The organism is Aquirhabdus parva, from assembly GCF_003351745.1.
Lineage (GTDB): Bacteria > Pseudomonadota > Gammaproteobacteria > Pseudomonadales > Moraxellaceae > Aquirhabdus > Aquirhabdus parva.
Map to the genome: position 1 here is coordinate 2,138,194 of NZ_CP031222.1, position 13,529 is coordinate 2,151,722.

12 protein-coding genes are annotated in these 13,529 nt (G+C 43.7%); 4 read left to right on the top strand and 8 right to left on the bottom strand.

Annotated features, from left to right (window positions below; all coding sequences use genetic code 11):
* The first annotated feature begins 28 nt into the window (after positions 1–28).
* Positions 29–688 (top strand): septal ring lytic transglycosylase RlpA family protein, encoded by a 660-nt coding sequence (locus tag HYN46_RS09630; RefSeq protein WP_114899186.1) that lies wholly within the window; start codon positions 29–31, stop codon positions 686–688.
* 104 nt (positions 689–792) lie between these two features.
* Positions 793–1,239, top strand: a complete 447-nt coding sequence (locus HYN46_RS09635) for an Mpo1 family 2-hydroxy fatty acid dioxygenase (RefSeq protein WP_114899187.1) — start codon at positions 793–795, stop codon at positions 1,237–1,239.
* A gap of 77 nt (positions 1,240–1,316) precedes the next feature.
* On the opposite strand, the gene HYN46_RS09640 is transcribed toward HYN46_RS09635, so the two are convergent.
* The 4 genes from HYN46_RS09640 to HYN46_RS09655 form a co-directional block, all read right to left on the bottom strand.
* Positions 1,317–1,904, bottom strand: a complete 588-nt coding sequence (locus tag HYN46_RS09640; protein ID WP_162818144.1) for a hypothetical protein — start codon at positions 1,902–1,904, stop codon at positions 1,317–1,319.
* Between the two features lie 202 nt (positions 1,905–2,106).
* Positions 2,107–4,689 (bottom strand): ATP-dependent chaperone ClpB, encoded by a 2,583-nt coding sequence (gene clpB, locus HYN46_RS09645; protein ID WP_114899189.1) that lies wholly within the window; start codon positions 4,687–4,689, stop codon positions 2,107–2,109.
* Positions 4,690–4,937: 248 nt separating this feature from the next.
* On the bottom strand, positions 4,938–5,408 hold the full coding sequence (locus tag HYN46_RS09650; protein ID WP_114899190.1) for a hypothetical protein: 471 nt from the start codon (positions 5,406–5,408) through the stop codon (positions 4,938–4,940).
* A gap of 143 nt (positions 5,409–5,551) precedes the next feature.
* A complete protein-coding gene (locus HYN46_RS09655; RefSeq protein WP_114899191.1) occupies positions 5,552–6,232 on the bottom strand; it encodes a class I SAM-dependent methyltransferase in 681 nt (226 codons plus the stop codon).
* 417 nt (positions 6,233–6,649) lie between these two features.
* Here HYN46_RS09655 and HYN46_RS09660 point away from each other — a divergent pair, with 417 nt between their 5' ends.
* Together HYN46_RS09660 and HYN46_RS09665 are read left to right on the top strand one after the other, a co-directional pair.
* Entirely contained in the window at positions 6,650–8,026 is a 1,377-nt protein-coding gene (locus HYN46_RS09660) for a WS/DGAT/MGAT family O-acyltransferase (RefSeq protein ID WP_114899192.1), read from the top strand.
* 145 nt (positions 8,027–8,171) lie between these two features.
* A complete protein-coding gene (locus HYN46_RS09665; RefSeq protein ID WP_114899193.1) occupies positions 8,172–8,447 on the top strand; it encodes a type B 50S ribosomal protein L31 in 276 nt (91 codons plus the stop codon).
* A 178-nt stretch (positions 8,448–8,625) separates the two neighbouring features.
* On the opposite strand, the gene HYN46_RS09670 is transcribed toward HYN46_RS09665, so the two are convergent.
* The 4 genes from HYN46_RS09670 to rng all read right to left on the bottom strand — a co-directional run bounded on the left by HYN46_RS09670 (position 8,626) and on the right by rng (position 13,479).
* Entirely contained in the window at positions 8,626–9,999 is a 1,374-nt protein-coding gene (locus HYN46_RS09670; RefSeq protein WP_114899194.1) for a sialate O-acetylesterase, read from the bottom strand.
* 191 nt (positions 10,000–10,190) lie between these two features.
* Complete coding sequence (locus HYN46_RS09675) at positions 10,191–11,429, bottom strand: molybdopterin molybdotransferase MoeA (protein ID WP_114899195.1); 1,239 nt, start codon at positions 11,427–11,429, stop codon at positions 10,191–10,193.
* A 223-nt stretch (positions 11,430–11,652) separates the two neighbouring features.
* On the bottom strand, positions 11,653–11,838 hold the full coding sequence (locus HYN46_RS09680; protein WP_114899196.1) for a PA1571 family protein: 186 nt from the start codon (positions 11,836–11,838) through the stop codon (positions 11,653–11,655).
* Positions 11,839–12,027: 189 nt separating this feature from the next.
* Positions 12,028–13,479 carry a ribonuclease G gene (rng, locus tag HYN46_RS09685; RefSeq protein ID WP_114899197.1) on the bottom strand — a complete coding sequence of 484 codons (1,452 nt, stop codon included), beginning with the start codon at positions 13,477–13,479 and terminating at the stop codon, positions 12,028–12,030.
* Positions 13,480–13,529 lie beyond the last annotated feature (50 nt).

Sequence of the window (13,529 nt, forward strand, 5' to 3'; positions counted from 1 at the left end):
AGCAACCGCCTTCCAAAGGAGCATGTTTATGCGAATAACACTGACAACGCTAGCTGTACTCGTAACACTGACTACTTCTGCTCATGCAGAATTAGTACAATCGCAATCGCTGACAACGCCATTCGATGTACCGAGCCTTGCGTCCAATGCACTTTCACGTGATAGCAAAACCGTGAATGCAACTACACTCGCTCTCGCAACGACACCAACGCTTGCCACCACACGCGATACAACGAGTTCAGACAACGTCGCAGTTGCCGCAAATGCAAATACTGTGGTTAAAGTCACTAACATTGATTCATCATCCGATGACAATGATCAACGTAGCGACAATCTCAGCGTTTTAGATCGTTTGAGTTCTGTGGCTAACGACACCGTTCGTAAGTTTAAACAAACCGGTATTGCTTCATGGTACGGTCATCAGTTTAACGGTCGTAAAACCGCTACTGGTGAACGTTTTGACATGAATGCAATGACTGCTGCGCATCGTTCGCTGCCTCTTGCCTGTTTTATTCGTGTCACCAACAAAGACAATGGTAAAAGCGTTATTGTAAAAGTCAACGACCGTGGCCCTTACTCAGGTAACCGGATCCTTGACCTTTCTTATGGCGCTGCTGAAAAACTGGGTATCGTCAATAAAGGCATGGGTAACGTCACCATTGAACGTGTAAGCGGCCCTAACCAATAATTCAATGTAATAAGCGATTATCACGAAAACCGCCCTTTAGAGGCGGTTTTTTTGTATATGCGCTATGATAGAGCACTAAAGAATATAGGGATAGGGAGAATCACATGCGGACCTTACAGAACTGGCTTGATGAATACAGTATCAGCCACCAGAATTCGCTCAATAAAAAAATCCACTGGGTCTGCGTGCCGCTCATCACTGCAAGCTTAATTGGGATCATCTGGAGCATAAACCCCGTTGCAACACTCCTCATCCTCGTTTTGATGATGATATTCTATGCTCGCCTCTCTATCCCTTTATTCTTCGTTATGGCGGTGTTTTCGGCAATCGTTGTGGTGTTCATCACCATACTCGCTGGGCCGCTGATTACAGCCTTCTCATCACCAATTTGGTTTTATATCGGTCTATTTGTTATCGGCTGGATTGGACAGTTCTACGGCCATAAAGTCGAGGGCAAAAAACCCTCTTTCTTTAAAGATCTACAATTTTTGTTGATTGGACCGGCTTGGTGCGCAAGCTATCTCATGAAAAAAATTAAACTCACGCCCTAACTCCTAGAAACAACATTTGCAACCATAAAAAAAGACATCTAAATGATGTCTTTTTTATGCTCTGTACAGGCTATATATTAATTTGTTCGATGTGATGTCGCTTCAATACGAACAACTTGAGGTTTGGTCAGATAAAACTCCGCATCCGCACCATAAACACTCTGTAGATAATCGATATTCGTTGGTGGAGCGACATAAACCTGATCGACGTTACCCGCCCATTTAAAACTGTAATTTTCGGCACCAAATGGAATTTCTATACCGGAGTTAGCAACCCCATTAGGGACACCTGCGACATCAGAAACACCTAATGAACGAATCCTTTGCTCAACACCCGATAAAAGTGGGTTATTTAAGCCCTCTGGGGACTCTACCAACACTGACTGTGCATTTTCAAAAGCGGTCGCAGACGTAGCGTCTGAATTGCCAGCCGCAGCAGACTGACGGTCAGCTTCTTTCTTGGTGAGATAGGGAGACTTGATCGGCACATCCAGAAATTTGGTATCTAATTCAGCATCGGTCAATTGTGACGCAGCGTGAACGGGTGCGAACGTGGTTGCAGAAGCAATCATGACGGCGATAGATAACTTTTTCACGAATACGGAGTAGTTTTTTGATTTTAGAAAATCACTCTCCGCGTCCTTCATTCGAGGGGACACTTCCATTTTGCTAGACTCCTGTCCAAGCACAACAACGCTGAGGAATTATTATATTGTTTAATGAATCTATCAAATATTATACAAACACGCAACCGAAGAGATCATTATTAATGTAGCGTATTCTGAAAATAAAAAAAGACGAAGATCACTTCGTCTTTTCATTTGCTTCTAATCACTTAACAAACCAAATAGTTAACCATTTAGTTCATTAATGGAATCGAGCGCGTTCAAACTTTAATGAATTACTCTGATCCGAATCAGCACTGACAGTAATGGTATCACCAGCACCAAACTCACCCGATAAAATACGCGAAGCCAGCGGGTTTTCAATCTCGGCTTGAATCGCGCGTTTCAATGGGCGGGCACCAAACACTGGGTCATAGCCAACCTTAACCAATTGATCAAATGCAGAATCATCAAGCACTAAATCAATCTCACGATCCGCCAAACGCTGACGTAAACGATCCAGTTGAATATCCGCAATCCCTCTGATCTGACTTTGGCCCAATTGATGGAAAACAACCACTTCATCAATCCGGTTGATAAACTCTGGGCGGAAATGTTCCCCAACCGCCTCCATAACAACCGCTTTGACCTGATCAGCAGGAGCATCGTCTCCCAGCTCGCGTATAGCAGCCGAACCTAGATTACTGGTCATGATTATCACAGTATTTTTGAAGTCTACAGTACGGCCTTGTGAGTCCGTCAAACGCCCATCATCCAAAACCTGCAATAAGATATTGAAGACATCGGGATGAGCTTTCTCAACCTCATCAAGCAGCACGACACTATAAGGCTTACGACGCACTGCCTCAGTCAGCGTCCCACCCTCTTCATAACCGACATATCCTGGAGGGGCACCGACCAAACGACTGACAGAGTGTTTCTCCATAAACTCACTCATGTCGATTCGAATCATGGCATCATCGCTGTCAAACAAAAAGTTCGCCAAGGCTTTGCTAAGTTCGGTTTTACCCACACCCGTTGCTCCCAAAAAGAGGAACGAGCCACTAGGACGATTCGGATCTGACAATCCAGCACGTGAACGACGTACCGCATTAGAAACTGCAACAACAGCTTCGTTCTGCCCTACGACTCGTTTATGCAGCTCAGTTTCCATATGTAAGAGCTTCTCGCGCTCACCCTGAATCATTTTACTGACAGGAATACCCGTAGCCGCACTAACGACTTCCGCAATCTCCTGATCAGTCACTTTATTGCGCAGCAGGGTTGGTTTTTCTGCATCTTCATCTTTTTGCCCTTGTGCCAATTGTTTATTCAGCTCAGGAATCACACCATGTTGCAGACGAGCCATTTCGGCATAGTTGCCTTCCCGCTCAGCCTTTGCAAAAGCAATACGCGCATTTTCGAGGTCTTCGAGAATTTGTTTACCACCTTTATCAATTGCCTTTTCTGCAAGCCAAACCTCATTTAAATCTGCATACTCTTTTTCCAACTGTTCAATCTGAGTATCGATCAAACGCAATTGACTACGTGCATCCTCATCATTTTTGAGGACTTCACGTTCCATCTTTAACTGAATTAAACGGCGCTCAAGCTTATCCATAACCTCAGGTTTACTGTCCATCTCCATACGCAGACGACTCGCCGCCTCATCAATCAGATCAATCGCTTTATCCGGTAAGTTGCGATCGGTAATGTATCGATGCGACATCCGTGCAGCTGCAATAATCGCCGAATCTTGAATTTCGACTTTATGATGCAATTCATAACGCTCTTTTAAACCGCGTAAAATTGCAATCGTATCGGCAACGGAAGGTTCATCAACAATCACTTTTTGGAAACGACGCTCAAGCGCAGCATCTTTCTCAATATACTGACGATATTCGTCCAAGGTTGTGGCACCAACGCAGTGCAACTCACCACGTGCCAGTGCGGGTTTGAGCATATTGCCCGCGTCCATCGCACCATCGGCTTTACCAGCACCAACCAAAGTATGCAGTTCATCAATAAACAAGATGACCTGCCCTTCTTGTTTGGCCAAATCGTTTAAGACTGACTTTAAACGCTCTTCAAATTCACCGCGGAATTTTGCGCCTGCAATCAAAGCACCGAGATCTAAAGACAACACCTTCTTATTTTTCAATCCTTCCGGCACTTCACCATTGACGATACGTTGGGCAAGACCTTCCACAATTGCTGTTTTACCTACACCTGGCTCACCAATGAGCACAGGGTTATTTTTGGTGCGACGTGCAAGCACTTGAATGGTGCGTCGAATTTCATCATCACGACCAATCACCGGATCAAGTTTCCCTGCTAGAGCACGCTCAGTCAGATCAATCGTATATTTAGAAAGAGCCTCACGTTGATCTTCTGCATTATTGCTATTCACTTTGCTATCCCCTCGAACTTGCTCAATCACAGCACGTAAACGCTTGGCATCACTACCAGCAGCCTCAATGATTTTCTTGGTTTCACCTTGTTCAGCGAGTGCTAGCAGTGCCCACTCACTGGCAATATAATCATCACCAGCTTTTTGGGCAAAGCTATCCGCAAGATTCAAGATTCTGACCGCTTGAGGGGTCAAGTTAATATCGCCATTTGGTGTTGCTAATTTTGGTGCATCAGCAATGGCTTGACGCAAACGCGACTGCAGCGTTTGTATATTTGCACCCGCTTGAGTGAGCAAACTGACATTCGCTGGCTCGTCCAGCAGACTTGCTAAAATGTGTATTGCTTCAATCCCTGTATGATCAAGACCTGCCGCAAGGGATTGAGCATTGGATAACGCTTGTTGCAACCGATCTGTAAACTTTTCAAAACGCATATATTTTCCTCATCAGCTGTGAAGCGGTGCCACAATTGGACAACCGCACTCTTTTATGATTTGAGATAATCTATAAATGCGTAGTAATAGTGCTTTTTTCAAGCACCTATATATAAAAAAATTCAAATTTATACAAAAAAAAGAGCCATTGCGGCTCGATTACAGACTATAGATTTCGAAAGTAAAATAATGATTTCACGTATGAATAAAGATTAAATGCATTCAATATGTAAAAAAGACTGTTCGGTTCAACGAAGACTCATGACATAACGTTTTTTATCAATCTCAGGCTCGGTTGTTGTCGAGGCTTGACTTGGCTCTGGCTCTTTTGCACTCATCGCAGAAGCGACAGAATTGCCTATGGAACGTAGCAATGACACTGAATTCGTCGACGCAGTCGACGCAGCAGTTGGCTCAGGTGCAGGCTGATGAGTCGGGTGAGCATGATCCGAAGCAGGATGGTGTAGTACAGGAACAATGGATGCATAAGCCTCATCACCATGCCCTAAGCGACCAAACCGAGACCGTAAAGTAAGAGATAGCATGATCAACTCATCGTTCTCTAAATCCGTGTCATCAAACTCCTCAGCAATATCCAGCATTGCTGATTGATATTCAAAATCAGTCAGAAACCGTTCTATTTGTACTGATTGATTGTGCATCTTGCGCATCAACAACTTGAATCGTCCTAGTTCTTGCAATTGATCACGATTTAACATCAATATCCCCTAAATTTTGTTTATGAAGGATAAACAGTGCGTTACCCACACAAAAAATTTATATCACGGGAAACAACAAGCAATTCACATACCAACTATTGACTTTCTGTAATTAGTGATAATTAGTTCACAATTTCTCATAATTAACCACGACGATAGGTCATAATCTTGCCTTTAAAAAGCAGTCTATCGGTTTGCTCGATTGATGCTTTTGCCATGCTATAAATATAATTTAACCCCTCCATCGCACGCGTAAACTCACGCTGCTGACGACGATCAGGATCAATAATAATCACCTCAACTTGAGGCTTAGAATGGCGGTGGATAAATGCAGACAATAAAGCGGGATGATTTGGCTCATACAGCAAATCACTACCAATAATCAGATCGAATAAACCTAACTCAGGCTGTAACTTTTCCCAGTCACACAGTGCAAAGTGCATAGGCTCAAGATGATTAAGCATCACATTAATCGCAAAGAAATCTTGTGCAATCGGATGATAATCACTGGCCGTAATGTCTGCACCGCGCTGATGGGCCACTAAACTGGCAAGCCCTAACCCACAGCCCAACTCCAAAATACGTAATCCATCCAATTCATGAATACTGATTAATTCAGCGAGTATTACACCAGAAGGCCATAAGCTTCCAAACAGCGGCCATGTGGATGATGATATGCCTGCACGTTCAGCCACGCCTTCTGGATCTGAAAATTGTTGTTTATCTTTGAGTGATTGAAGGGTAAAAGCGTGATCACCTACAATAACTGTACTAATTTTGACTTCAACAGGAGGCGTCGGAGGGAGTATGGGCAGCAAATGCATAATATGCTCAATGATTTATAAAAAAGTTTATGAATCATGAGCACATCGGAAGGGGCAATGTGGATGCGATACGGCTGCATAACAATCACGCCCGCAAAAATGAACACATCCACAGAAGAACTGTAAGCGTACAGGATTATGCACCCAGCAGCCATGTTTGAATTGTTGTCACAACCTGTGGCCACAGACAGAGGGATCGCAGCTAGAAATTAAATTAAAAAGAAAATACGCTAACATAATGAATTTTAATAATGAATAAATGAAAATTTATCATCTCTAACGCCATAAATTAAATTCAGTCGTTCAAATCCTGTCATCCTAACTTGGCACTCTTCATGCTATATTAATCAAACTAATTACAATTAACGATGAATCAGCATTGATTGCTGCATTCCTAACAAGGAGAAGGGGTTATATATGCGTGCGCTAGGCCCAATTGATTTACTATTTTTAACACTAGAAAGCCGCAAACAACCCATGCATGTGGGTGGCTTATTTTTATTCAAACTGCCTGAGCATGCGCCTTCAGATTTTGTTTGGCAATTCGTACAATCTATTCGAGCATCCACAGAAAAACCAGTCCAACCTTTTAACCAAGTCCTGAATGGATATTTTTGGGACAAGGATGATGACTTCGATATTGATCAACATTTTAGACATATTGCATTACCGCAGCCTGGACGTATTCGAGAACTCTTGACCTACGTTTCTCAAGAGCATTCAGCACTGCTTGACCGTGCAAAACCACTATGGGAATGTCATGTCATTGAAGGTATTGAAGACAACCGCTTTGCCATGTACTTCAAAATCCATCATGCACTCACCGACGGCGTCGGCGGTATGAAGCTAATTCAGCGTGCTCTCTCCCCTTTCCCTGTCACCGAAGATATTGTTCCCCCTTGGGCAGTCAAAGATACACGGCATAAGAAAGTTGGGATTACTTTGAGTAAAACCACGCAATTTCTGAATACCATTGCCAAACAAATTCAAATTGCACCCAATGTCACCCGTGAAGTGTATACAGCCATTACTCAGCGTAGCGACCCAAACTACGTGTCAGTTTTTCAAGCACCACGTAGTATCCTGAATCAGCCTGTATCTGCATCACGTCGTTTTGCTGCACAATCCTATGATTTACAGCGCCTGCGCGATATCGCAAAAAAACTCACCAAGTTTCTAGGCGAAAGTGTGACGATTAACGACATCATATTGGCGATCTGTTCAGGAGCGATGCGTGCTTACCTCAGCAATCAAAATGCCCTGCCAGCCAAACCTTTAATTGCGATGGTTCCGGTTTCAATCCGTCAAGAAAATGATGACAGCGGTAATGCGATTGCCATTATTCTGGCCAATCTCGCTACGCACCTGAATGATCCACTTGAACGACTGAATGTGATACGCGCCAGTATCAACAATGCCAAACAGCGCATGAAACGAATGACCAGTGGAGAGCTGTTAAATTATACCGGCATCGTATTTTCCATGGCGGGTCTAAATCTGGTGACGGGTGCTGCACCCAAACTACAATCCTTCAATATCGTAATCTCAAACGTACCGGGTCCTAAAGAAACTTTATACTGGAATGGTGCCATGCTGGATGCGCTCTATCCGGTATCCATTGTTATGGATGGTCAAGCGACCAATATCACTTTGACCAGTTATCGCGATAAGCTAGAAGTCGGCATTATTGCATGCCGGAAGACACTGCCAAGCATCCAAAGTTTGCTGGGATTGCTAGAATATGAAATCGTGATTTTGGAGCGGCTCACTTCAGACATCTCTCTAGATGAGTAATATTTTGATTTTTAAATGAAATAACCCCAAGGTCATCAAGTATGCCCTTGGGGAATGAAATTCATAAAATGTTGTAAAAACCCCAACATTTGTCGTATTTTTTTGGTAGAATGCGCGCCAAGCTACAACTGCCAGGAATCCCCTAATGAGAGCTGATATTCATCCAGACTACCGTCCGGTACTGTTTCACGATACAACTGCTGACAAATTCTTTTTGATCGGTTCAACCGTCAAGACTGCAAAAACCCATACACATACCGATGGCGAAACCTATCCATATGTTTCTTTGGATATTTCCAGTGCATCGCACCCATTCTACACTGGCGAAACTCGTCAGATGAAGACTGAAGGCCGTGTCGCTAGCTTCAACAAACGCTTTGGTCGTTTTGCGAAGAAAGGCGCTGAAGGCGCAGCTGAATAATGTGACATGCTGCATTGCAGCATAAATCATAAAAAGCGCATAAAAACCGGACCACTTGAAGAAAGTGTCCGGTTTTTTTATTTCTCTGAAAACTTCAACTCTCCAGCCCAAGCAATCACCCTACATGCTAATCTCGTATATCCTACCGCTGAATTAACTTCCCCTCCTCTATTTCATCTCAATACGGATAATTGAAATGAATATAAAAGGCATTCAGCCAATTATAAGATTTTTGTCCTGTATACAAATTCACATCCTGTGTACTGTCTCGAATGCATCCCCGAGGACCACACAATGGCCCATAAGGTCCACTATATCCTTTCGGTGGTAGGATTGTTGCACGCATAGCATACGACAACCGCACGGATTTTCCTGATGGTGCAGCAGAAAGATTAAATTGCAAGCTATGATCACCGACTACAGATATAGAGGAAATTCTTGAAGAGAAATCTGAATAATCATCGAACCAAAAGCCTAAGCCTCCGCCCAGACCAATGGTCGAAACCTGAGTTGATGATGTATCGATTACAATGGGTAGGATCGGAACATCAAATTCTAAAATAAATTGCTTCTTACTGATCCAACGCAAAGAGTCCCTAATCGGCTTAAATGCACGCCAACCAGAACCAAAGCACTCTGCCAAAATTGCTTGAGCACAGCGCTGCCCTAATTCATTTTGCCCTTTATTATCCATATGAATCTGATTTAAGCCATTTCCACTAGTCGGCATCTGATAAAAAGGCCCAGCTAAGCGATTGTTACCATCCCCATCCATCTCGATAGAAGCCTGCTTGACGTGCTGATTAAATGCGCCGTCTGGCTCGACACGACTATTCACCGAACCCGCAATTTGTACCTCAAAAAAAATAATATCCTGAGTCTGACCTGTGATGGCCTTGATATCCGCAGTCATATCACGCTCACGCTGCTTAAGCATAGCCCTGCGTGCATTAACACTCAGATTAAGCGTATTTGCGTTATCACTTTCACCTTGGATCCAAAGCATGGCCAATTGTATATATTGCCTGCCTTCAGATTGTGCGATATCAAAAGCACTTTGAATCGCAATGAGCGTATTGGCATACCAACGCGAACCGCGCTTCAGATCGGCATATGAAGCCGAACCTTGTGCACAAACAAATGCTACAAACGTGGGGAGAAGATTAGTAGCCAGACTCATTTTTTGAAGAAGATGATTAACCAGACTTGTACATAGGGTCTCCCCGCCGATATCCGTGCGCGATTCTAGAAGAGGAATAAATTTTGTCGATATGGCACCAGACTGACGAGGATTCACGCCATCCAGCATCAGTGCATTCAAAGGATAGATCGGTTTCGAGGCCAATATAGGGTCATGGGCCAATAGCCACTCAGGATAACCTGCTGGCTGAGTTTCCAAATGCCCATTACTGGAACCATAGGCATTCGACTGGCCATTAACACCAATACCATAGATCACATTGTCCGAACTGATCGAAACGCGTGTCGGTTCCCCATATAAAGAGATGAGTGCGGATAGATCATAAGTGGGTGTCTTGCGGCTGGCTGCCATGAGTCATATTCCATATCAGCAAATGATTGACGATAAAGATAGGAGCTTTATCGATTGCATAAGTGCCAAAGCCCTATCCGTCAAACCATTGCTGAGTAGCCTAGCACCCCTGACGCACTTATCAAATATTGCATTTGTATGCGCTTGATCATCGCAACATGAGATGAAGAAAAAGAAATAATCCCCTCAAATCAACCGAAAACACCACTCATGGGTAAATACTCAATAAGATCACCAACATCAAATGTCTGACCAACCTCAACAACAGCAAAACCATCAGCCCAACTTGCAGACATCAACGCACCACTGCTTTGCATGCCGTGGGGTATCAATTGGCCATCAATCAAGCGCACCCGAAGATACTCACGCCGGCCTTGGCTTTTTAGACGTGCAAAACCCGCTGGCACTTTCACGCTTTGCGGAATTAATCGAACACGCTGGCCCTGCAAAGCCTTTAAATATGGTAAAACAACAATCAAAAAAGTAACCCAAACCGACTGAGGGTTTCCGGGTAAGCCAACCAAGGGAACGTTTCGCAGCCTAGTATTCACTTCGCCCCATACCAACGGTTTGCCAGGTTTGATAGCGATCTTCCAATTCTCAATACGACCAATTTGAGTCAGCACCGATTTTAAATGATCTGCATCACCGACAGACGCACCACCCGTAGTTAGAATGAGATCGCTGTCCGTCGCAGCAAGACTTAATATCTCTTGGAGCCGTTCAGGCTGATCCGGCACATGTTCAACCCGCATCAATTGAACGTTTAAAGATTTGAGCAATGCGGCAAGCATCGGGGCATTACTGTTATAAATCTGCCCTTCAACAAGAGGCTGACCGACTTCGATCAGTTCATCACCTGTTGCAATCACACTCACTTTAAGTCTTTGATACACATTAACAGTTGCTATGCCAAGGCTTGCCAGTAAGCCAATTTCTGCTGCACCTAAGCGTGTCCCTACAGAAAAAACCAATTGCCCCTTTGCAATGTCCTGTCCTGCACGACGTATATTCTCACCTTGAGCTGGTTGTTGATTGATTTGAATCGTAACCACATCATCTGTCACAGAATGCGTAACGTTCTCCTGCATAATCACCGTATCAGCACCACGCGGAATCGACGCACCCGTTAATATCCGCACGGCACTATCAGGCATGATTTCAGCTGATGCTTGACCTGCGTAAGTGGTATGACTCACCGTGAGAATTTGGTCTTGTAACTTGGTACTCCAAGCCAGTGCATAACCATCCATAGCGCTATTATCAAATGGGGGAACATCCATCCCCGAAATAATCGACTCCGATAAAACACGCCCTAAAGCAGCATCTAATGGACAGTTCTCATTTTCAGGTGCAGAAAGCTCCGCACTCGACAAAAGCTGAGCAATTAGGTCATCAACTGGTAGTAAATTTTGTGGGGAATAAGACATATTAAAAAAAGCATTATTTTAAGTGTGATTCAATTATAACGAGGTTTGTTTCACTTCATCAGCCATTTTGATCTAGGCATAAAAAAAGACAGGCTATACCTGTCTGATTAAATTAATTCTGAGTACACATACACTGAATACATTCACATCTTTAACTTTTCTATCCTTTTGCGTGACCCGCAAAGAAAAGTAAATCTTGATTGATATCAGTCGTATGGATTACTTATGCAGCGGCTTGATTGCAGCAACGCTTTTTCAATGACGCGAAAGCATCTAAAATCATCGCTTCGGTGATTTTGATTTCACGGCCTTGTTCATCGACCAAATGGCATACACCATAAGCGGCTTGCATATGAGTCACGCCCACTTGGACACTGTGGTTCGAATTACTTTGAACTGACTGTTGCATGATGAATCTCCTAAACTGGTGGAAATAACAAACTCTGTATTTCCGCTTCAAAGTCAGTATAGAAGTGATTCACCAAAGTGTACCGTGTTTTCGCATCGAACCTGTAACAGACTATAATAGATGAGAACAATTCCTAATTGCTTAAATTATCTCACTTTTCTATTTTAGTCCATTTATTTCAATAAAATATCAAACTAAAACAATATCATACTGCTCTTGCGTATAGAGGCTTTCTGCCTGAAATTTAATTACACGTTCAATAAAGTGCTCTAAATCAGCAACAGCTGCTGCTTCAGTCGATAATAATTTATCAATAATGGCATTGCTTGCAACTACAGTATAGCCACTAGGCGCTTGGTAAGCCCGTGCATAGCGCATGATTTCGCGGAAAATTTCATAACAAACCGTATCAGCAGTTTTCACATAGCCGCGTCCTTGGCAAGTGGGGCACATTTCACAGAGTAAGTGTTCTAATGACTCACGGGTACGCTTCCGTGTCATTTCCACTAAGCCAAGTTCAGAAACTTGCGTAATCTTTGTTTTGGCGTGGTCACGTTCAAGCATTTTTTCGAGTGCAGCAAGCACATCAGCTTTATGTGCCTCTTCCTGCATATCGATGAAATCGATAATAATAATCCCACCAAGGTTTCTGAGCCGTAACTGACGGGCGATAACATGCGTCGCTTCTAGATTGGTTTTGAATACGATGTCTTCGAGGTTACGTCCATTCACAAAGGAACCCGTGTTGACATCAATGGTCGTCATGGCTTCCGTTTGGTCGATCATCAGATAACCACCTGACTTCAAATCGACGCGCGATTGTAATGCCCGCTGTAGATCCTCTTCCACATTATGCAAATCAAAAAGTGGTCGTTCACCCGGATAGTGACTAATACGATCAGCAACCACGGGGACAAACTCTTTGGCAAACTCCATGATTTTGACATGTGCTTCGCGTGAGTCAACATAGATCTTAGCCGTTTCCTCACTGGCCAAGTCTCTCAAAATTCTTTCCGGCAGAGGTAACTCTTCGTAGATCAACGCTGTCGTTGCAGAAGTCCTACGCTCTTGAACATGTTTCCAGAGCTGCGCCAGATAGCGCATATCGCGTTCGATATCGGCATGACTCACCCCTTCAGCAGCGGTGCGTACAATAATACCGCCCGGAAGCTCACTGGCTTGTTGAATTTCTTCAATGGTCAATTTTAAGCGGTCACGCTCTTCGCTTTGTTCAATCCTTTGGCTGACACCAATATGCTGACCATACGGCATGAGTACTAAATAGCGCGAAGGAATGGATAAATCAGTGGTTAACCTTGCCCCTTTCGTCCCGAGCATATCTTTCATGACTTGCACTGTCACTTGTTGACCAGCATGCAGAAGTTCAAAAATATTCGGCGCAGGCTGGTTACGTGGCCAAACCATATCATTAACATGAAGAAAAGCCGTACGACTTAAACCAATTTCAACAAACGCGGCTTGCATACCTGGTAACACACGTACCACTTTACCGTTATAAATATTACCGACCAGATCGCGGCGAGTTGTCCGCTCGACAAATAGCTCTTGTGCACTTCCATTTTCAATGAGTGCAACACGGCACTCCATGGGCGTCACATTGATCAAAATCTCTTCGGTCATAACTTATTCAAGCCTTCGTTTCGCAACAAAAAATAGCAGCGTTAACAGTC

Bases quoted from the DNA above. Each gene is read 5' to 3' on its own strand.
- HYN46_RS09630 (WP_114899186.1), top strand. From the start codon at position 29: ATGCGAATAACACTGACAACGCTAGCTGTACTCGTAACACTGACTACT.
- HYN46_RS09650 (WP_114899190.1), bottom strand. From the start codon at position 5,408: ATGTTAAATCGTGATCAATTGCAAGAACTAGGACGATTCAAGTTGTTG.
- HYN46_RS09670 (WP_114899194.1), bottom strand. From the start codon at position 9,999: ATGGCAGCCAGCCGCAAGACACCCACTTATGATCTATCCGCACTCATC.
- HYN46_RS09660 (WP_114899192.1), top strand. From the start codon at position 6,650: ATGCGTGCGCTAGGCCCAATTGATTTACTATTTTTAACACTAGAAAGC.
- HYN46_RS09640 (WP_162818144.1), bottom strand. From the start codon at position 1,904: ATGGAAGTGTCCCCTCGAATGAAGGACGCGGAGAGTGATTTTCTAAAA.
- HYN46_RS09665 (WP_114899193.1), top strand. From the start codon at position 8,172: ATGAGAGCTGATATTCATCCAGACTACCGTCCGGTACTGTTTCACGAT.
- HYN46_RS09675 (WP_114899195.1), bottom strand. From the start codon at position 11,429: ATGTCTTATTCCCCACAAAATTTACTACCAGTTGATGACCTAATTGCT.
- HYN46_RS09655 (WP_114899191.1), bottom strand. From the start codon at position 6,232: ATGCATTTGCTGCCCATACTCCCTCCGACGCCTCCTGTTGAAGTCAAA.
- HYN46_RS09635 (WP_114899187.1), top strand. From the start codon at position 793: ATGCGGACCTTACAGAACTGGCTTGATGAATACAGTATCAGCCACCAG.
- rng (WP_114899197.1), bottom strand. From the start codon at position 13,479: ATGACCGAAGAGATTTTGATCAATGTGACGCCCATGGAGTGCCGTGTT.
- HYN46_RS09680 (WP_114899196.1), bottom strand. From the start codon at position 11,838: ATGCAACAGTCAGTTCAAAGTAATTCGAACCACAGTGTCCAAGTGGGC.
- clpB (WP_114899189.1), bottom strand. From the start codon at position 4,689: ATGCGTTTTGAAAAGTTTACAGATCGGTTGCAACAAGCGTTATCCAAT.